Source organism: Parafannyhessea umbonata (assembly GCF_900111255.1).
In the GTDB taxonomy this organism is placed as follows: Bacteria; Actinomycetota; Coriobacteriia; order Coriobacteriales; family Atopobiaceae; genus Olsenella_J; species Olsenella_J umbonata_A.
Genome location: NZ_FOGP01000003.1, coordinates 65,003 through 83,534 on the forward strand (window position 1 = coordinate 65,003; position 18,532 = coordinate 83,534).

Here is an 18,532-nt window from a genome sequence, read left to right on the forward strand (position 1 = left end):
CTCTAAGGAGGAAACATGTTCACTGAGAGCGGTTTCGCTGAGTACGAGAAGTACCAGAAGTGGATTAGCGACGAGGATTACATGCTCAGCCCGAATTTCGTCCCCACGGACGAGACGCCACAGGCGGCAGTCGATTACTACAAGCGTTTTGAGTCGTATGTGGTCGATTTTGACGCGCCAGACTTCAAGTGGCCTACGGGCGTTGGCATGAACCTCTAAACGACGAAATAAGCACCTTCCAAGCCGTCCTGCGGGGCGGCTTTTTTCATGCCGATAGGAGGCGACGCAATGGCGAAGCTGCGCAAGCCCGCGAGCGTCGCGACGGACCCGTTCCGCTCCGCGAAGTGGGACGAAATCTGCGACGGCCGCGACTTCAAGCCCAGCGACGCCCCGACAATCGCGCTGCTGGTGCAGTGGTACCAGGTCATAGAGCGCTGCATGGACGACATAGCGACCGGAGATGGCGTGCAGGTCGCCTACCAGAACGACGTGGGCGACATCAAGGCGCTCCCGCAGCTTGCGACCATGAAGCAGGCAAGCGCGGAGATTCGCGCGATTAACAAGCAGCTCGGCATCAACGACGAGTCGAGAAAGACGAGCGAGATCACGCAGAAGGCCTCCGTCCTCTCTCTGGTCATAGGGGATCGCCAGAGGAAGGCCGGGCGGGCATAGGAACCGAACGGGGGCGCTCATTGGAGGCAAGGCAGCTGTACGTGCCGAACGAGATTGTACCAACTGGGGAATTGGAACCACGCGAGCAACACCCTACCCCATCAGGGCCTTGATGCCTATACCAATCAGTACGAAGCCACCCACGACCTCTGCCCTGTCGCCCAGAAGATGACCGAGCCTGCGGCCAACAAAAAGCGCCGCTACGCAGCAGGCGGCCGTGGTAAGGCCGATGGCCGTCACCGCGAAGATGAGGTCGACGGACTGCGCGCGAAGGCTCACTCCGACGGCAAACGCGTCGATGGCAGTGGCGACGGCCTGGAAGACCAGAGTCGCAATGGTAAGACGCCCGGTGGAGACCTCCTCGTCGTCCTCGGGGTGAAGCAGGGCGCTGACGCCCTCACGCACCATGTTCCCGCCGATGATGCCCAGGATCACCAGGGTGACGATGCCGGAGTATGCCTCGATCAGCTGGGCCGCAAGTCCACCGAGGAAGTAGCCCAGAAGGGGCATCAGCGCCTGGAACGCGCCAAAGAAGACGGGCATCAGCAAGAGGCGCGATTTCTTCTCGTGAGAATAGACAAACGAGTTGGAAATGGTGACGGCAAACGCGTCGGCAGAAAGGGCGAGGCCCAAAAGCAGGATTTCAAGAGCGCCCATGCGATCCTCCGGTCTTCGGCAATACGAAAATGCTGGCCGAGGCCACCGAAGGTCGGCAGCGGCTGTCGCGACGCAACCGCTTGATTGTATTCCTGCAAGCACAGCCCAGAGTGAAATTAACAAACATCCCAAGTTGAAATGGTCTAACCTAGTGTCTGCACGCTTTCGCGCATCGCGAAAGAACACGAACACACCGGAGCGCACATGCCAGCCGTTATCACGCACCACCTCTTTGGTGAAGAGGCGGTTTCGCTTCTGCCCGAGGGCATCATCCAGAACCAGGAGGAGCTCCTGGCCTTCCTGCTGGGAAACCAGGGTCCTGACCCCCTGTTCAGCCGTGCCCTCACCATTCCCGAAGCCGCACACAACTGCCACGTCCTCGCCCGCAAGATGCACGACGGCAAGGTTCTCGAGGCGTTCATGGCGCTGCACCAGGGCGTGTCGCACCTGCCCGAGCAGGACAAGACCCTCGGCCGCGCCTTCGTCCTGGGCCTGTTGGGACACTATCTGCTGGACAGCCGCGCCCACGCCTTCGTCTACGCGCAGCAGGACGACCTGACCCAGGCCAACCCGGAGCTGGAGGACGCGCAGCACGAGCTTCATGCCATCATCGAGAGCGACATAGACACCTGGATGCTCTGGTCCATGCGCCACCTCACGGTGCTGGAGTCGCCCGCCGCAGACTACCTGGCACGCACCGAGCGCGTTGACCGCGTCGCGGGAGCGCTCGTCTCGGCCATGGCGCAGTCCGTCTTCGGGCTCAGCATCAACCCCGAGGAGTACGGCGGCGCCGTGAGCAACTACGAGACGATCTTCCGCCTGATCGACCCCCTCGAGTCTCTCAAGGTCCAGGCAATCGCAAGGGTCGAGATGCTCCTGCGCAGCCACTCGATGGCACGCGCCCTGGCTCACTCCGCCAAGGGAAGCGACGAGTGCCCGGCCGCCAACCTGGAGCACCGCCGTTGGAAGAACCCCTACACCGACGAGCCCTCCAGCAAGAGCTTTGCCGACCTGTTCTTCGAGGCGCTCGAGATCTGGGAGGAGCTCTCCGAGGCCTACGTCAAGGCAGACGAGAAGACCCTTGCTCCCCTGATGGGCAAGCTCAACTACGACGGGAAGCCCGTCGAGCGCTAGCCACGCGCACTAACGTCGCCAGCAGGACCGCTGCCGGCACCATCGACCGCGCTATCGCCAGAGGGGATGACATCAGCGTCGCCTCCGGCGCTGTCATCGTAGCCGGCATCGTCATAACCCGAGTCATCCAGCATCATGAGGTCAAGCGCACCCTCTGGCATTGCGAGGTAGACCGCCGACGAGAGCTGCTGGCCCTTCTCGCGCGCGGCGTGAAGCCTCTCGTGGTAGGCGGCCTCGCGACGGTGGAAGTTCTCGACGCTCTCGTGCAGGGCCTCTCTCAGGCCGTGCTCGTCGTGAAGGATGCCATGGAACGCCTCGGAGGGGCCAAACTCGTCGACCACGCGCGCAAGCGCGGTGACGACGGGAACCACGACGACGGTGACGGCGGCCGCTATGATCAGCACCGAGGCCTCTGTCGCGCTCATGACCTCGCTCGCAACAGCGATGTTCGAGACTGCAACGACCAGGGGAAGCGCCATCGTGCAGTATGTCGCGCTGACCAGAGACTCCTTCCAGGAAAGCCTGCGGGTCTCGGGGTCGATCCTCAGGGTAACGCCCACCACGACCCCGCGCACGACCGCGAGCGACGCGATGAACGCAAGCAACATCGGCAGGTTCTGGGTAGCGGCGGAAAGGTCGAGGGCTGCTCCCGAGACCACGAAGAAGATGGGCTGGAAGAAGCCGTTCGAGATGACGCCAATCTTGCCCTCGAGCTCGGGATTCCCTTCCGGGAAGAGCGCCCTGAGGATGAAGCCCGCCGCAAACGCGCCCAGAACGCCGTCGAACCTGAAGATTGCCGTGGCAAGAAGCAGAAAGACCAGAAGCAGCGACACGACGCGCATCATGGGCTGGCTGAGCGCATCCGTCGACTCCTGGAGGAAGCGCCAGAACCTCGTACCGGCGCGCTTGGCGGCGCGCGAGAACGCAAGCACCAGGAAGCACACGAGCGCAAATACCAGAAGGGCCGCGACGGTGCGGCCCGTGGCGCGCGTGGAGAGCAAGAACGACATCGCTACGATGGGCAGGAGCTCTCCCAGAGAGCCGTAGATGGTGACGACCCTGCCCACGCTCGTCTGCTGGAGCCCGCGCTCCTCCATGATGGGCGCAAGCGTGCCATAGCCTGTCGTGGTCATGATGATGGCCAGGGCCGGCCACGACGAGGAGTCGCTAAACCCCAGCCCAGCGAATACGGTCATCGTCACCAGAAAGCCCAGCCCGAGCGACACGAGCCACGACGCCGACGCGACGCGTCCCATGTGCCCCACCAAGTCGCGCGGGTCTATCTCGTAGCCAGCCTTGAGAAAGAGAAACCCCATGCCAAGGTCAGATATTGCCTCGACGGGCGCAAGCTGCGGATTGATCAGCCTGAGGCCATGGCTTCCCAAGATGGCGCCGCCAAAGACCAGAAACACGACCTCGGGCACGGCACGGCCGCGCACCAGGCTCGCCATGAACGGCGCCACCAAGGCCATCGCGAGGCAGGTGACGAGCGAAACGTAGACCTGGGTCAAGGAAACTCCTAACGACTCCCAGCGCCATCGGCCCAAGCCGAGAAGGGCTGGCTCCCAAAGTTGACTAGACTTATACCCACCCAGAGGCGCGCTCAAAGCGCGGAGGCAGCGAAACACCGGGAGAGCCCATGCACGTCACGACAAGAGCGCTCACTCGGCGGCAGGATGACGCGGGAGCTCCCCGGCGCCTTCGGCTCCGCGCGTGGACGCAGGCCCTTCTGGCAGTTGCCTCATGCCTGCTGCTCTGCATGGTCTTGGGAGCCTGCGCGGGCAAGAGCGGGCAGGCGGGCACACCAGACCAGACGCCGGCTCAAGCCCAGGGCGCCACGAGCGTCAGCGAGGACGGAACCTACAGCTCAAAGAACGAGGTCGCCCTCTACCTGCACCAGTTTGGGCATCTGCCCTCGAACTACATCTCGAAGACCAAGGCGCGCAAGGCCGGGTGGAAGCCCTCGAAGGGGAACCTCGACGAGGTGTGCCCGGGCAAGAGCATAGGCGGCGGGCCGTTTTACAACGACGACGGAAGGCTGCCCGACGCCCTGGGCCGAAGCTGGAAGGAGTGCGACGTGAACTATGTGGCAGGCTTCAGGGGACCCGAGCGCCTGGTGTACTCGAACGACGGGCTGGTTTACTACACGCCAGACCACTACCAGAGCTTCGAGCGGCTGTACTAGGAGGAGACCATGCGCGAGCTGAGACTCTACGAGACGGACTTTCCCGACGCGCGCTCGGTGCACGACTACCTGGCCGAGCATCTAGGCTTTCCCTCCTACTACGGGGCGAACCTGGCGGCCCTACAGGACTGCCTGGAAGACCTCGAGGACCCGGTTAGCATCGTGGTGGAGCGCGTCGACGACGACCATTGGGACGAGCGTCCCTGGTTCGGAAGGATCTGCGACGTGCTGATACGCGCGGCCCGAGAGGGCGACGTCCTGCACCTGAGCATCAGACGCTAGCGGCAGCAAAAGGCCTCCGACACGCAGGGTGCCGGAGGCCGGTCTTTCGCAATCGGGAAGCCTTGCGCGGCCTAGTCCAATTAGAAGTCGGCGTTGCCCACGGTACGCGGGTGCGGCAGGACGTCGCGGATGTTGTCCATGCCCGTGAGGTACATGACCAGGCGCTCGAAACCCAGGCCGAAGCCGGCGTGGTGGCAGGTGCCGTAACGACGCAAGTCAAGGTAGTACTTGTACTGCTCGGCATCCATGCCCAGGTCCTCGATGCGCTTCTGGAGCACGTCCAGACGCTCTTCTCGCTGGGAGCCACCGATAATCTCGCCGATGCCGGGAACCAGGCAGTCGGCGGCGGCAACGGTCTTGCCGTCGTCGTTCATGCGCATGTAGAACGCCTTGATGGCCGCAGGGTAATCCGTCACGAAGGTCGGCTTCTTGAAGTGCTCCTCGGTCAGGAAGCGCTCGTGCTCGGTCTGCAGGTCTACGCCCCACTCGACGGGGTACTCGAACACGTGGCCGGCAGCCTGGGCGTCCTGCAGGATCTTGATGGCGTCGGTGTAGCTGACGCGCGCAAAGTCGCTCGTGGCGACGTGCTGCAGGCGCTCCCTCAGGCCCTTGTCCACGAAGCTGTTGAACATGTCGATCTCGTCGGGACAGCGCTCCATGACGCGAGAGATGACGAACTTGAGCATGTCCTCAGAGACGTTCATCTCACCCTCGAGGTCGCAGAAGGCCATCTCGGGCTCAACCATCCAGAACTCGGCGGCGTGACGGCGGGTGTTGGAGTCCTCGGCACGGAACGTGGGGCCGAAGGTGTAGATGTCGCCGAAGCTCATGGCGAAGTTCTCGCCCTGGAGCTGGCCCGAGACGGTGAGGTTGGTCGCCTTGCCGAAGAAGTCCTTGCTGTAGTCGACCTTGCCGTCCTCGGTCAGGGGTGGGTTGGCGGGGTCGATGGTGGTGACGCGGAACATCTCGCCGGCGCCCTCGGCGTCAGAGGCAGTGATGATCGGCGTGTTGACGTAGACGTAGCCGCGCTCCTGGAAGAACTGGTGGATGGCGAAGGCCGCCACGGAGCGGACGCGGAAGACCGCGCGGAACAGGTTGGTGCGGCTGCGCAGGTGCTGCTGGGTGCGCAGGAACTCGCGGCTCTGACGCTTCTTCTGCATGGGGTAGTCCGGCTGCGCGGCACCCTCGATCACGATGGTCTCGGCCTGGAGCTCGAAGGGCTGCGGGCGGTCGGGCGTGAGCGCGAGCCTGCCGGTGATGACGAGCGCGGAGCCAACGGTGAGGGCGGCGACGTCCTCGTAGTTATTGAGGGACTCACGATTCATGACGACCTGGAGGTCCTTGAAGCAGCTGCCGTCATTCAGCATGACGAAGCCGAAGTTCTTCATGTCACGAATGGAACGGACCCAGCCGGCGACGGTAACCGTTGCGTCACCATACTGGTCCATCTGCGCATACAGCTGCGCAATCTTGGTGAGGTCCATCTAATGGCTCCTTTTGCCGAGCGCGCGACTTCCGCCAAAGCCCTGCCGCCAGGGAGGGCAGGAAGGCGCACTTCCCTACTACAGTCCTGTAACCATATCTCAAATGGGGCTCTTCCGACCACGTCAGAGCACATGCAAACCCAACGTCCATCTGCGGGAGGAGAACATGGACGCATGATGGCACGCCCTTCTCGCCCACGCGGATGGGAGGAGAGTGGCATATAGTACGAGAATCAAACGAGAAGGGCATGCGCCCACAACACGAGGAGGCAGCCTTGGCCTGCAACGCAACGACGGAGACTCCGGTTCTGGACATGAGCGACTACAAGATCCTTGCGGCCCAGGTCCGCGCACTCGCCGAGGAGGACGCCCACTGGGCACCCGTGCTCTCCAACGCCTCGGCGCTCGTGATGGAGACGCTTCCCCGGCTCAACTGGGCCGGATTCTACCTGGTGCGAGACGGCCAGCTGGTGCTCGGGCCCTTCCAGGGCAAAGTCGCCTGCGTCCATATCGCGCGCGGCCGCGGCGTCTGCGGCACCGCATGGGAGCAGGACCGCGCCCAGCACGTCCACGACGTGCACGAGTTCCCGGGTCACATCGCCTGTGACAGTGCCTCGAACTCCGAGGTCGTCGTCCCCCTGCACGCAAGCGGAGAGGTCGTGGGCGTGCTCGACGTGGACTCTCCCCTCGTCGGCCGCTTCAGCGACGTCGACGCAGAGGGCCTGGCCCTGGTCGCCCAGGCGGTCGAGGAGGTCGCGGACTTCTCGGACCTGCGATAAGGCTCAGGCCCGCAACGGCAAGGAGACTCGCGCGGCTACCGGACGTGCGGCCCGAAGCCTACGCCCTGCGCTCGCTCAGCTCCCTGATGACCTCGTCGGCGGGACGGGGCTCCGAAAAGTAGTAGCCCTGCACCAGGTCGCAGCCGGCCTTGCCCACGAAGTCGAGCTGGCCCATGGTCTCGACGCCCTCGATGAGGGCCGCGGCGCCCAGCTTCTTCGAGAGGTCGGCGATCGACGAGATGATCAGCGCGCTGTCAGGGTTCTTGTCGAGCGTGCGCAGGAAGTTCATGTCGATCTTGATGACGTCGAAGTGCGTGCTCTGCAGCATGTTGAGCGACGAGTACTCGCTGCCGAAGTCGTCCAGCCAGACCCGATACCCCAGCGAGCGCAGGCGCTCGATCTTGCCGATGATCTCGTCGGGCTTGTCGCTCAGGGCGCGCTCCGTAACCTCGATGTCGATGAACGAGCGCGGGGTCTCGCAGCTGGACAGGACCTCCTCGACCTGCGCGACGATGTCGCCCAGCATGAAGTCCACGCGGCTGAGGTTGACCGAGACCGACCTCACGCCAAGCATGCTGAGCATCCCGTAGCTCTCGCAGGCCTTGCGCAGCATGTAGAGGTCGAGCTTGGTGATGAGGCTCATGCCCTCCAGCGCCTCGACGAACTCGCTCGGGTGGAGCATGCCGTAGCGCGGGTCCTCCCAACGCGCGAGCACCTCGAACGAGACGAGCTTGTCCACATGCAGGTCCATGATGGGCTGCAGGTACACCTTGATGCGCTCGTTCTGGAGCGCCTCGTCGATGTGGTTGACGATGTACTGGGCGCGCTTGCCGCGCTCCTCGAAACCGCTGTCGTACAGGCAGAGGTAGCGGTGGTAGTCACCCGTGATGCTGTCGCAGGCCATCTTGGCGCGGTCGCAGGCGACGCCCACGTCGTCACCATCCTGGTAGACGTAGACGCCCGCATTGAGCGCCGTGCCCTTCAAGTGATGGAACGCGTAAACGCGTTCGTAGATGGCGTCCACCTTCTTCTGGGCCTCATCCAGGTATGCCAGAACCACAAAATGGTCCGCGTTGAAGCGCGAGACCAGGCGATCGTCAAACACCTGCGAGAGCTGCTGGGCGACATACTTGATCAGCTTGTCGCCGCGTTCGAATCCGTAGCGCTCGTTGTAGCTCTTGAGGTTGGTTATGTTGAAGTAGATGATGACCGGCTTGCGCGTGCTGTCGACGGTCGACTCGAGCATGTCGTGGGCCTGCGTGCGGAAGAACTGCATGCCGGGAAGCCCCGTCAGGCTGTCAAGCAGACGCGGCTGGAGGTTCATGCCGAGCTCGCACATGATGTCCTCGCTGCGGGCGTCGCTGGAATCGAACTCGCCGCCGCTGATCTGCCCCCTGCCGTTCCGGCGCGCCTCGTAGGTCCGGATGTCCGCGTGCCTGACCATCTCCTGCAGCTCCGCGACGTCGGTAGGCGTGCCGAAGACGTAGCCGCAGCTTGCGGAGGGGCGCAGGTGACGCTCCTTCACCACGATGTCACGCAGGTCGTGCTGGCAGGCGCGGGCAAGCACGAGGTTGGTCTCGAGCTTCGTGTCACGGCAGGCCACCAGGAACTGGTCGCTCTTGTAGCGATAGACGTGGTCCCTCCCGAAGCGGCTCACCAGGATGCGCGAGAACGCCACGATGATGTCGTCGCCCACGCCGTGACCGTACATGTCATTGAAGAACTTGAAGTCGTCGATGTCGAAGAAGAGGAGGAGAAGCTCGTGGCCCACCAGGCCGGGGGCGTCCCCCTTGAGCCCCAGGACGTTCTTGGCGTCAGTCACCACGTCGTGGGTCGAGGCCCACTTGATCTCGCGCAGGTTGTGCATGCTCTCGAAGCGGTCGGCAAGGGCCAGGGCCGTGATGACAAGGCTGGCCACGTAGAACTCGATGCCGTTAAGGAGGTCGACGCGGAAGATCGAGGCGGGCTTGACCATGAAGCTCGTGACCTCGAAGGCAACGGTCCAGAAGGTCGTGTGCAAGAAGACGCGCCAGGGCCGGTCCACGATGAACGGCGGAAGCATTACCAATAGCAGCAGGAAGGTGACGGCAATGTGATTGGGGTCGTTGACGGTGTTGTACAGGAGGGACATCAAAAGTGGCGCCGACTCGCACAGGTAGATGAGGACGGTGCCGTGCTTGCCCTTCGCGGGAATGACCAGCGCAAGAATGAGAATGGTCAGAAGGTGGAGCGAGGTGACCACGACCGAGTCAAGGCCACCGCCCATCACGATGCACTCTCTCACGAAGATGTTGAGCACGCCTATGGGCATGCTTGCGACGATTAGATACTTCAGGGAGTCGTGGTTGCGCTGCGATATCTCATCCGCGACCGACTCATAGTCGTCATATCCAATGGCTTTAATCAGCCTTCTGAACACTGTGCTTCCCGTCTTTGTCGTATTGCGTTTATGGTTCGTTCTAATCTGCGTATGGCGTGGGAACACCCGCTCCTTGCGTCACAAAGAGCGCGCTAAGAATGTAACCCAAACGAGGATGGTTGTGGAACAACGTTACCCATCGTTTCGGACATTTCCTTTTTGATTACGGGAATCGCCGGCACCGCACGGCGTGCGGCGGGGAGGCAGCTGCGGCGGCCACGGCCAAACTAGGCCAGCTCGACCCTAGGATGATCCCTGGCCGCGTAATCCTTATTGGTGACGGTGGCCCCCAGCAGACGCTCGCACGTCTCGGCCAGCTCGTCGATGGCCGCATGGAGGTCGCCCGAGCGCTCGGGCATGACGTTCTCCATGATGAACATGCAGTGCGAGGTCTCGTCGGAGACCTCGGTGCGACGCCCGTCTCGCCAGTTCCAGCACCGGCAGACCGCACCGGCGTCGTCCAGGTAGGCCACCTCTCCGGGAAGCGTGGGGTCGCTCTCGTCCTCGCCGATGGGCAAAAAGACGTCGCCCCCCTCAGTCACCGCAAGGCGGAAGGTACCCTCGATAGCGTCGATGTTCTCGGCGCCAATGGGCAGAGCGTACTTGAGCGAGATCGCGTTGGAGACATCCACCGAGGGGACAATGTGACCCACCGGATTGCTCTTGAGCACACGCTTAAGGAGGTTCTCAACCGAGCAGCGTGCACCCTTCTTGGTCTTGAAGCGCCTATAGGCGTCGCGCCAAACCGCGACGACCTCGTTCTCGCTGATGGTCTCGCTCGTCAGCCACTTTTTGGCGCCGGCGTTGGCCCTGTCGAGAAGTGCCGCGGCCTCGGCCGCCGACTCTTCGCTGATCTGGTCGGTGGGCAGGATGCCCTCAAGGCACAGGACGCCGATCTCGACGTCGGGAAAAAGGTCCCAAAACGAATCCTCAACGACAAACTGCTTCATAGCCGACTCCCCCACGACGCACTTCCCTTTGAGCCTTCGCAGGCAAGGCGCAGCTCGCCCGCCCCCTCATGATATCCAAGAGTCGCACCCGACAAAAACGCGCGTCCACGAGCGGCTTTGCATAAACGGTAGTCTGCCAAGCCCCTGCGTCACGAGGCGGCGACAACCTACTAGAATGAAGGACGTTGTCACAACTTTGCCGTCCATGGCCTGGGTTGTCCCGGGCAGTCGCAAGGGAGTCATCGCATGGCAGACAAGAAGAACCGTATCTTGGACACCACGGCCAAAAAGGCGCTCGCCGCGGCCATAGCCACACCTGCCGCGCTCTTTGGCGCCGTCACCGCCGTCAACCACCTGGCGTACCGCCGCTCCAACATCGCCGCGGCATCCGAGGTCTACAACCGCGTCACCGGCAACAAGAAGAAGATGGCCGACGCCGTCGAGTGGGACAACCTCATCCTCGACCGCAGCGAGGCCAACGAGCAGCGCCAGACCCTCCCCACCCTCCTGAGCTTCAAGGTGTCGGTCGAGGACACCGACTTCGACGGCATGCAGACCTTGGTCCTGAACCGCCGCAGCATCAACGACCGCGCCGTCATCTACGTGCACGGCAGGGTCCTGGTCGACCAGCCCAGCATCTACCAGTGGAAGTTCCTGGACACCATAGCCCGACGCACCCGCGCCGAGGTAATCGCGCCCATCTACCCCCTGGCCCCGGTCCACGGCTTCCGGGAGGCCTACGACAAGATCGAGGCCCTCTACCTCGAGACCGTCAAGAAGTACGGCGCCCAGAACGTCACGCTCATGGGCGACAGCGCGGGCGCAGGCATTGCCGCGGGCCTGTGCCAGTCCTTCTCCCCCAAGGGAATCGAGCAGCCGGGACACCTCATCCTGATCTCCCCGTGGGTCGACCTCACGCTGGGCAACCCCGACATCGCGCACTACGAGGCCCAGGACCCCATGCTCTCCGCGAGCGGCATGCGCAAGGTGGGCAAGGTCTGGGCGGACGGCACCGACCCGCGTGACCCGCGCCTCTCGCCCATCAACGGACCGGTGTCCGACCTGCGCAACGTGATGGTCTTCACGGGCACGCGCGAGATCTTGCATCCCGACGCGGTCCTGTTCCACCAGCGCGTGAGCGCCTACGGCAACCACTCCGAGCTCTTCGTGGGCACCGGACTGCACAACAACTTCCCGCTCTACCCCATCCCCGAGGCAAGCGGCACCATCAATTCCATCGTTACCGCGATAACAATGGACTAGGAGCAACATGGGCAACTGTCGCATAGAGCACGACTCGATGGGAGAGGTCAAGGTCCCCTCCGACGCACTGTGGGGCGCGCAGACCCAGCGCTCCTACCAGAACTTCAGAATCGGCACCGAGACCATGCCGCACGACATCGTGCGCGCGTTCGCCCTGCTCAAGAAGGCAGCCGCGCAGGCGAATGCCTCACTGGGCACCCTTCCCGAGGCAAGCGCGCAGGCCATCGAGCTCGCCTGCGACGAGATCCTCGCCGGAGAGCACGACGACTCGTTCCCGCTCAAGGTCTGGCAGACCGGCTCGGGCACGCAGTCGAACATGAACCTCAACGAGGTCATCGCCAACCGCGCCAATCAAATCGCCGCCAAGAAGGGCATCGCCCTTCCGACCCCGATCCACCCCAACGACGCGGTCAACCGCTCCCAGTCGAGCAACGACACCTTCCCCACCGCGTTGCACGTGGCGGCCACCCTCGCCGTGAGGCAGAAGCTCGTGCCCGCCGCGGAGCGCCTTGCGGAGACCTTCGAGCGCCTGGAGCGTGAGAACGCCGGCATCGTGAAGAGCGGGCGCACGCACCTTCAGGACGCTGTCCCCATCGCGTTCAGCCAGGAGATCTCGGGCTGGCGCGGCATGCTCCAGGCGAGCGTCGAGCAGCTCGAGGCGAGCCTGCCCATGCTGAGGCGCCTGGCCTTGGGCGGCACCGCCGTGGGAACCGGCCTGAACGCGCCCGAGGGCTTCGACGTCCTGGTCGCGAAGCGCCTGGCAGAGCTCACGGGCGAGCCGTTCGAGACCAACCCCAACAAGTTCCACGCGCTCACGAGCAAGGACGCCGTGGTCTTCTCGCACGGCGCCGTAAAGGGGCTCGCCGCGAACATGATGAAGATCGCGAACGACGTGCGCTGGCTCGCATCGGGCCCTCGCCTGGGCCTGGGCGAGATCACCATTCCCGCCAACGAGCCCGGAAGCTCCATCATGCCCGGCAAGGTCAACCCGACCCAGTGCGAGGCCGTCACGATGGTCGCAGTCCAGGTCATGGGCAACGACAGCACCATCGGGATCGCCGCCAGCCAGGGCAACTTCGAACTGAACGTGTTCATTCCCGTGATCGCCTACAACTACCTGCAAAGCGTCAACCTGCTCGCAGACGCCATCGACTCGTTCCGCGTACACTGCGCTGAGGGCATCAAGGCGAACCGCCAGAAGATGGCCGACAACATGCGCAACTCGCTCATGCTGGTCACCTGCCTTAACCCCTACATCGGCTACGAGAATGCCGCGAAGGTCGCGCACAAGGCCTTCGACGAGGGCACGAGCCTGCGCGAGGCCTGCTGTGGCCTGGGCTTTCTGACCGAAGAAAAGTTCGACGAGATATTCAGACCCGAGGAGATGGTCTAGCCAATGGACGACACCAGCAAGAGAAGCCTCGATCTGCACGAGCAGCTTCACGGAAAGATCGAGGTGGTCTCTCGCAAGCACGTCGAGACCCGCGACGACCTCTCGCTCATGTACACCCCCGGCGTGGCCGAACCCTGCCGACAGATTCAGGCCGACTACCAGAAGTCCTGGGAGCTCACGCGCCGCGGCAACATGGTGGCCGTCATCACCGACGGCACCGCCATCCTCGGACTGGGAGACATCGGCCCCGCGGCCGGCATGCCGGTGATGGAGGGCAAGTGCGCCCTGTTCAAGGAGTTCGGAGACGTCGACGCTTTCCCGCTGTGCGTGGACACGCACGACGTGGATGAGTTCGTGCGCTGCGTCCAGCTGATCAGCAAGTCCTTCGGCGGCATCAACCTCGAAGACATCGCCGCGCCCCGCTGCTTCGAGATCGAGGAGAAGCTCAAGCGCGCCTGCGACATCCCCGTCTTCCACGACGACCAGCACGGCACGGCCATCGTGGTCGCCGCCGCGCTAATCAACGCCCTCAAGGTCACGGGCAAGACCATGGGAGAAGTGCGCATCGTCATCAACGGCGCGGGCGCCGCGGGATGCGCCATCGGCACGCTCCTTTCCCACATGGGCTTTGGCAACGTGATCATGTGCGACATCAACGGCATCATCTGCGAGGGCGACGAGGGACTCAACCCCGGGCAGGAGGCCATCAGCCACATCACCAACGCCGACCACGAGCACGGCACGCTGGCCGACGCGCTCAGGGGCGCCGACGCCTTCGTGGGCGTCTCTCGTCCCAACCTGGTGAGCACCCAGATGGTCTCGACCATGAACGACGGCATCGTGTTCGCCATGGCCAATCCCACGCCCGAAATCATGCCCGACGAGGCCCTGCGCGGAGGAGCGGCCGTCGTGGGCACGGGACGCTCCGACTTCCCCAACCAGATCAACAACGTGCTGGTCTTCCCCGGCATCTTCAAAGGCGCGCTGGCTGCCCGCGCACGCGAGATCACCGAAGAGATGGAGGTCGCCGCAGCCTACGCCATCGCCTCCGTCATTCCCGACGACGAGCTCTCTCCCACTAACATCATCGCCTCGGCCCTCGACAAGACCGTCGCCGACGTCGTCGCAAAGGCCGTCGCGGACCATGCGAGCGCATGAGCCAGGACAGACAGAAGAAGCGCGCCACCAAGCGGACGGCGCCGCACGCGCGCATCAGCCGTCGCCCCAGCGGGACGCCTCACGACAGCACGCGCTATCGCGAGCGCCTGACGCACGAGAGCGGGCGTGACGCAAGGCGCCCCGCCCGCGTGGCGACGCCATCGCACAACGACATACAGAGGAGGCCCTACCGCGAGACCGCGAGCCACCAGGAGGTGCGCGGGACGCGCGTTGACCGCTCGCGCCAGGCGACCAGCCAGGCGAGGACCAGTCGCGGCCCGCGCGACCGCTCCGGACGCACCAACGCGCGCGCCCACAAGGTCGCCCAGCTTCGCGAGAGCCGCGAGCGGCGCGCCGACGAGGCGCGCGTGCGCAACGCCCGCCGCACCAGGCGCGAGAAGGCCCAGGTCCCCATCAAGATCGCGATAGCAACGGTCGCCCTTCTCCTCGTGGTAGCCATCCTGCAGCTGCCCGTCTTCTCCTCGCCATCGGCTGACGCGAGCCAGGACGCACAGGATACGCGCCAACCAAGCGCCAACCAGATATCCGCAAGCGTGAGCGACCCGAGCAAGGTATTTCGCTCGGCCTTCGACTGGTCGAACCTCAAGAGCGAGGGCGACCGCCTGAGCTACGTGGTCGACGGCAAGACGCTCTCCCGCTGCGGCATCGACGTCTCGGAGCACAGCGGCGACATCGACTGGAAGGCCGTTGCCGACGACGGGGTCGACTTCGCCTACATTCGTCTGGGTTACCGCGCCACGGCAGACGGAGCCATCCACCTAGACACGCATTACAAGAGGAACATCAAGCAGGCGCAGGCGGCGGGACTGGACGTCGGCGTGTACTTCTACTCGCAGGCCGCCAACGAGGACGAGGCCGTCGAAGAGGCCAACTACGTGTGTGACACGCTGGGCGACCTCGACCTGCGCTACCCCATCGCCTTCGACATGGAGCCCTCGGCCACAGGAACCGACCGCATCTCTGCGCTAAGCAACTCCGAGCGCAGCGCCGCGGCCCAGGCCTTCTGCAAGCAGGTCGCCTCGCGCGGCTACAGGGTGATCATCTATGGAAGCAGGTCCGACCTGGCCAGCTACAGCCTCAAGGACTTCGCCGACTACGGCTTCTGGTACGCAGAGTATGCCGACAAGCCCTCGCTCAGCCTCCAGATGGGCATCTGGCAGTACAGCGACAAGGCGACGGTAGACGGCATCGACGAGAAGGTCGACCTTGACCTTGACCTGACCGCCGTCCTGGCACGGGGTGACGAGAAGGACTTCGACCAGTAGCCTGCGCATGAAACTTCCCAATGGGACTACCGTTCGCCGAACGCGCAAATAGTGGTCTGTAACTGCTAAGAATCATAAATGGAATCGATTACGCAACCGCTTGTAGGTTTAATAATGACAATTCCATAAAGTGACCATTTTTAATAATTGTCACTTTTTGTGAAGACACAAAAAGTGAACATGTACAACACTCCCAAAAAATATTATTCCCAACGGAATGAGACAGGTTGCCTGCGAGCAACGGACGAAGTCTATCGTTTTGGGGAGTTACCTTGACCGTCAAAGTTATCACCAAGAACGCCCGCCGCGTCGGCTCTGCCTCGCGAAAACAGATGCGCTGTGAAAAGATCATCGAGACGGCCCGCGCCCTCTATACCGAGAAGGGCATCGAGCACACCAGCGTCAGCGACATCACGGAGGCACTGGGGATCACCCGCACCCTCTTCTATCACTACTTCTCGAACAAGGACGAGGTTACCAAGGCCATCCTGCAGGGATACGTGCGCGACGTCGTGGAGCGCACCGACCAGTGGCACAAGTCGCTCACCCCCGACATGACCATGGACGAGTACGTCGACAGTCTGGTCTCCCTGCTCCACACGCAGCTGAACGAGATGGAGGGCTTCAAGCAGGACCTCCTCAAGAAGCAGAACGCCGTTCTGTACCAGCACTACTTCCTTCAGGCCTGCTCGGCGGTCGCCCACTACTTCGTGGACATCAACTCCGAGCTGGGCAGCATCGCGACCTCGCGGGTGTACCAGCACCCCTACGAGACCTTCTACACCGTCCTGGTCGGCATGGTCGCGGTCATTCGCCACAACCCCAACATCCCCGACGAGACCCTGAGGGACATCATCATCACCACGCTTCACCTTCCCATGGATCAGAAGATTGGAGCGAGAATCTAGCCTCGCCAAGAAGGACGAGCGCACTACACGAGGCGCAGACGGAGCCGACAGACCCATTGGGTCGGCCGGCTCCCTCTTTTTGCCCCGATGACGTTGCAAGCGCCAGGAGCGTCCCGTGCCGCGGCGCCTATGAGCGCGGGGCCGCACGTCTCTCGTCCGCACCGCGCCGATTCTCTCCCCCGAGCCTCTGGATGGGCGCGATGTCCTGCGTCACCTCGAGTGCGCCCAGGTAGCTTCCCTCGCCATCGCGCACCGCAAAGTATCGGATGTAGAGGAAGTTGTCGCCGCGGTGGATCCAGAAGTCAAAGGAGTCTCGCTCGCCGCTCCTGAAGTCGTCGAGCACCCGATGGACCATGGCCTGGCTCTTGGGAGGGTGGCAGTCGTAGACGTCACGGCCCAGACAGCTCTTGGGACGTGGGAAGAACCTGCCGTCGCCGTGGCTGAAGAAGCACGTCTTGTCATCCTTGTCGACGAAGGTTATGTCCAGGGGAATAGCTGCGAAGACCGCCTCGAGCTCGTCGGGTGCGAACGAGCCCGTGGAGAGGTGGACGCGGCCGCCCGCAAATCGCCCGTTGGAGGCCTCGACGCCCTTCGCCGCACCGGCTTCCACAGAGGCACTCATGGCGCGCAGCTGGTCGTTGGCAAGATCAAGAGGATTCGCTTTCCAAGAGACGGGCTCGTCGATGAAGCAGTAGCCCTCCTCGCCCGACTCATCGGCAATCTGCGTCCACTCGGTGGCCGTCAGGGTCTCAAGCGCAATTGGCATCAGGACGTTTTCCTCCTTGGAGACCATGGCCTCCGCCTGGTCCGCCGCATCGGCAAGCTCGGTTGCCACGGCGCGCAGGTTGCGGGCGTTTGGCTCTCCCAGGGCAACCTCGACCAGCGAGCGGGCGACCGAAACGAAGTCGCGAACCTCGTCATCCTTCCCCCACATGACCTTGGACGGGCCGTCCACCCCATGCCGCTCAAGGTGAGGGAATATCAGCTCCTCCTTGCGCCTGTAGTGAGAGAAGACCTGGCCAAAGTCCCGCACGTCCTCGGAAAGCTCGCGGGCAAGAGAGGCATCGCTGCCCTGCGGGTCCGCCTCGAAGAGCGCCCGTACGGCCTGAGCGTGAGGCCTGACGCGCGCGTCTACAAAGGCCTGTATCCTCTCGTTCTCGTCGCGCAGGACGCGGACGGGGTGGCCGGGAGCGTCCTCGGGGTTGCCCTTGTGGCCGGCGCACGAGACGGCCCCCTCGAAGAGGGTCGCGTGCACGTCGCAGAGGCGCTGGACTTCCCTTACGGGGACGCCGCCACGGATGAGCGCCTGCTCGGCAGCCGCGATCTCCCCACCCGAGACGTCCTTGAAGTTCCGGCGGAAGTCCTCTTGCACGTCCTCGACGACCTCACCCGAGCCCAGGCGCTCGAGCAGATCCTGAAGCAGCCTCATTCGCTCCTCAGGGCTCTTGGCAACGGAACGCCCGCGAGGCTTTCCCTCGCATGCAGAGGCGACCACGCCGGCGCCGCGCACGCCCCTGCCCTCGACCTCGAATCCGGATTGCATAAGGGCATCCACCACCGCATCGAGCGTGATGCCCTTGTGGCGGCAGCCCTTGGCGAGAGTCATGAAGCGCCCAACAGTCGCAAGACGCCCCGGGCGTGTTATCTCGTTGAAGCCCAGTCCCGCCATGATGTCCACAACCTCGGGATGGGAAGTGCAGACGTCGAAGATAGACTCGTCCACGCTGATAGCCCTGTCGTTCATGCTCACTCCTTCTGTTCGGGGCACGCTTCGGCTGGGTGAAAGTATATGTCGGTAAACTACTAGGGTTTGTTGCCGAAGCAACACCATAATGACTCGACCAAGAAGGCCGGAAGCCTCACCCGCAGCGCAACGGTGCCCAGGGCGGCCACATGCGGAAGTCGAAGCCCGGTCAGGGACGATAAGTCACCCTTTCCCGATACCACATGTAATTATGAGTG

The 18,532-nt window shown here is 63.4% G+C and carries 17 protein-coding genes; 11 read left to right on the forward strand and 6 right to left on the reverse strand.

Going from position 1 to position 18,532, the window contains the following annotated elements:
* The first annotated feature begins 15 nt into the window (after positions 1-15).
* Positions 16-219 carry a hypothetical protein gene (locus BMY31_RS04700; protein WP_091008808.1) on the forward strand — a complete coding sequence of 68 codons (204 nt, stop codon included), beginning with the start codon at positions 16-18 and terminating at the stop codon, positions 217-219.
* A gap of 69 nt (positions 220-288) precedes the next feature.
* A complete protein-coding gene (locus tag BMY31_RS04705; RefSeq protein ID WP_091008810.1) occupies positions 289-672 on the forward strand; it encodes a P27 family phage terminase small subunit in 384 nt (127 codons plus the stop codon).
* Positions 673-765: 93 nt separating this feature from the next.
* Here the strand turns inward: BMY31_RS04705 and BMY31_RS04710 are convergent, their stop codons facing one another.
* The gene (locus BMY31_RS04710) at positions 766-1,329 is read right to left on the reverse strand and encodes a manganese efflux pump MntP (RefSeq protein ID WP_091008812.1); all 564 of its coding nucleotides are present in this window, start codon (positions 1,327-1,329) and stop codon (positions 766-768) included.
* Positions 1,330-1,533: 204 nt separating this feature from the next.
* On the opposite strand from BMY31_RS04710, the gene BMY31_RS04715 reads away from it, so the two are divergent.
* On the forward strand, positions 1,534-2,463 hold the full coding sequence (locus tag BMY31_RS04715) for a zinc dependent phospholipase C family protein (RefSeq protein WP_091008815.1): 930 nt from the start codon (positions 1,534-1,536) through the stop codon (positions 2,461-2,463).
* On the opposite strand, the gene BMY31_RS04720 is transcribed toward BMY31_RS04715, so the two are convergent.
* A complete protein-coding gene (locus tag BMY31_RS04720; protein WP_091008818.1) occupies positions 2,460-3,974 on the reverse strand; it encodes a cation:proton antiporter in 1,515 nt (504 codons plus the stop codon). The genes BMY31_RS04715 and BMY31_RS04720 overlap by 4 nt on opposite strands.
* Positions 3,975-4,102: 128 nt before the next feature.
* Here BMY31_RS04720 and BMY31_RS04725 point away from each other — a divergent pair, with 128 nt between their 5' ends.
* Both BMY31_RS04725 and BMY31_RS04730 read left to right on the forward strand, forming a co-directional pair.
* The gene (locus BMY31_RS04725; protein WP_219334856.1) at positions 4,103-4,648 is read left to right on the forward strand and encodes a ribonuclease domain-containing protein; all 546 of its coding nucleotides are present in this window, start codon (positions 4,103-4,105) and stop codon (positions 4,646-4,648) included.
* Positions 4,649-4,657: 9 nt separating this feature from the next.
* Complete coding sequence (locus tag BMY31_RS04730) at positions 4,658-4,930, forward strand: barstar family protein (protein ID WP_078687565.1); 273 nt, start codon at positions 4,658-4,660, stop codon at positions 4,928-4,930.
* An 80-nt stretch (positions 4,931-5,010) separates the two neighbouring features.
* Here BMY31_RS04730 and asnS read toward each other — a convergent pair whose 3' ends face one another.
* Positions 5,011-6,414, reverse strand: a complete 1,404-nt coding sequence (gene asnS, locus BMY31_RS04735) for an asparagine--tRNA ligase (RefSeq protein ID WP_078687564.1) — start codon at positions 6,412-6,414, stop codon at positions 5,011-5,013.
* 275 nt (positions 6,415-6,689) lie between these two features.
* Here asnS and BMY31_RS04740 point away from each other — a divergent pair, with 275 nt between their 5' ends.
* Complete coding sequence (locus tag BMY31_RS04740; RefSeq protein WP_234970750.1) at positions 6,690-7,193, forward strand: GAF domain-containing protein; 504 nt, start codon at positions 6,690-6,692, stop codon at positions 7,191-7,193.
* A gap of 58 nt (positions 7,194-7,251) precedes the next feature.
* Here BMY31_RS04740 and BMY31_RS04745 read toward each other — a convergent pair whose 3' ends face one another.
* Both BMY31_RS04745 and BMY31_RS04750 read right to left on the reverse strand, forming a co-directional pair.
* Positions 7,252-9,612: a bifunctional diguanylate cyclase/phosphodiesterase gene (locus tag BMY31_RS04745; protein ID WP_078687563.1), complete on the reverse strand. Its 2,361-nt coding sequence runs from the start codon at positions 9,610-9,612 to the stop codon at positions 7,252-7,254.
* A 227-nt stretch (positions 9,613-9,839) separates the two neighbouring features.
* On the reverse strand, positions 9,840-10,562 hold the full coding sequence (locus BMY31_RS04750) for a B3/B4 domain-containing protein (protein ID WP_078687562.1): 723 nt from the start codon (positions 10,560-10,562) through the stop codon (positions 9,840-9,842).
* A gap of 246 nt (positions 10,563-10,808) precedes the next feature.
* Here BMY31_RS04750 and BMY31_RS04755 point away from each other — a divergent pair, with 246 nt between their 5' ends.
* The 5 genes from BMY31_RS04755 (at position 10,809) to BMY31_RS04775 (ending at position 16,570) form a co-directional block, all read left to right on the forward strand.
* Positions 10,809-11,825, forward strand: coding sequence for an alpha/beta hydrolase fold domain-containing protein (locus BMY31_RS04755; protein WP_078687561.1), 1,017 nt, complete (start codon positions 10,809-10,811; stop codon positions 11,823-11,825).
* 7 nt (positions 11,826-11,832) lie between these two features.
* Complete coding sequence (gene fumC / locus BMY31_RS04760) at positions 11,833-13,218, forward strand: class II fumarate hydratase (RefSeq protein ID WP_078687560.1); 1,386 nt, start codon at positions 11,833-11,835, stop codon at positions 13,216-13,218.
* Between the two features lie 3 nt (positions 13,219-13,221).
* Entirely contained in the window at positions 13,222-14,376 is a 1,155-nt protein-coding gene (locus tag BMY31_RS04765) for an NAD(P)-dependent malic enzyme (protein ID WP_091008821.1), read from the forward strand.
* Positions 14,373-15,662, forward strand: coding sequence for a glycoside hydrolase family 25 protein (locus tag BMY31_RS04770; RefSeq protein ID WP_091008824.1), 1,290 nt, complete (start codon positions 14,373-14,375; stop codon positions 15,660-15,662). Before BMY31_RS04765 ends, BMY31_RS04770 begins: the two co-directional genes overlap by 4 nt.
* Before the next feature lie 272 nt (positions 15,663-15,934).
* Positions 15,935-16,570 (forward strand): TetR/AcrR family transcriptional regulator, encoded by a 636-nt coding sequence (locus BMY31_RS04775; RefSeq protein WP_091008827.1) that lies wholly within the window; start codon positions 15,935-15,937, stop codon positions 16,568-16,570.
* A 127-nt stretch (positions 16,571-16,697) separates the two neighbouring features.
* On the opposite strand, the gene BMY31_RS04780 is transcribed toward BMY31_RS04775, so the two are convergent.
* Positions 16,698-18,314, reverse strand: coding sequence for a DUF438 domain-containing protein (locus tag BMY31_RS04780; RefSeq protein ID WP_091008831.1), 1,617 nt, complete (start codon positions 18,312-18,314; stop codon positions 16,698-16,700).
* Positions 18,315-18,532 lie beyond the last annotated feature (218 nt).

What these genes read in the sequence shown, in the direction of transcription:
- BMY31_RS04700 (WP_091008808.1), top strand. Translation starts at nt 16, where the DNA reads ATGTTCACTGAGAGCGGTTTCGCTGAGTACGAGAAGTACCAGAAGTGG.
- BMY31_RS04705 (WP_091008810.1), top strand. Translation starts at nt 289, where the DNA reads ATGGCGAAGCTGCGCAAGCCCGCGAGCGTCGCGACGGACCCGTTCCGC.
- BMY31_RS04710 (WP_091008812.1), bottom strand. Translation starts at nt 1,329, where the DNA reads ATGGGCGCTCTTGAAATCCTGCTTTTGGGCCTCGCCCTTTCTGCCGAC.
- BMY31_RS04715 (WP_091008815.1), top strand. Translation starts at nt 1,534, where the DNA reads ATGCCAGCCGTTATCACGCACCACCTCTTTGGTGAAGAGGCGGTTTCG.
- BMY31_RS04725 (WP_219334856.1), top strand. Translation starts at nt 4,103, where the DNA reads ATGCACGTCACGACAAGAGCGCTCACTCGGCGGCAGGATGACGCGGGA.
- BMY31_RS04730 (WP_078687565.1), top strand. Translation starts at nt 4,658, where the DNA reads ATGCGCGAGCTGAGACTCTACGAGACGGACTTTCCCGACGCGCGCTCG.
- asnS (WP_078687564.1), bottom strand. Translation starts at nt 6,414, where the DNA reads ATGGACCTCACCAAGATTGCGCAGCTGTATGCGCAGATGGACCAGTAT.
- BMY31_RS04750 (WP_078687562.1), bottom strand. Translation starts at nt 10,562, where the DNA reads ATGAAGCAGTTTGTCGTTGAGGATTCGTTTTGGGACCTTTTTCCCGAC.
- BMY31_RS04755 (WP_078687561.1), top strand. Translation starts at nt 10,809, where the DNA reads ATGGCAGACAAGAAGAACCGTATCTTGGACACCACGGCCAAAAAGGCG.
- fumC (WP_078687560.1), top strand. Translation starts at nt 11,833, where the DNA reads ATGGGCAACTGTCGCATAGAGCACGACTCGATGGGAGAGGTCAAGGTC.
- BMY31_RS04765 (WP_091008821.1), top strand. Translation starts at nt 13,222, where the DNA reads ATGGACGACACCAGCAAGAGAAGCCTCGATCTGCACGAGCAGCTTCAC.
- BMY31_RS04770 (WP_091008824.1), top strand. Translation starts at nt 14,373, where the DNA reads ATGAGCCAGGACAGACAGAAGAAGCGCGCCACCAAGCGGACGGCGCCG.
- BMY31_RS04780 (WP_091008831.1), bottom strand. Translation starts at nt 18,314, where the DNA reads ATGAACGACAGGGCTATCAGCGTGGACGAGTCTATCTTCGACGTCTGC.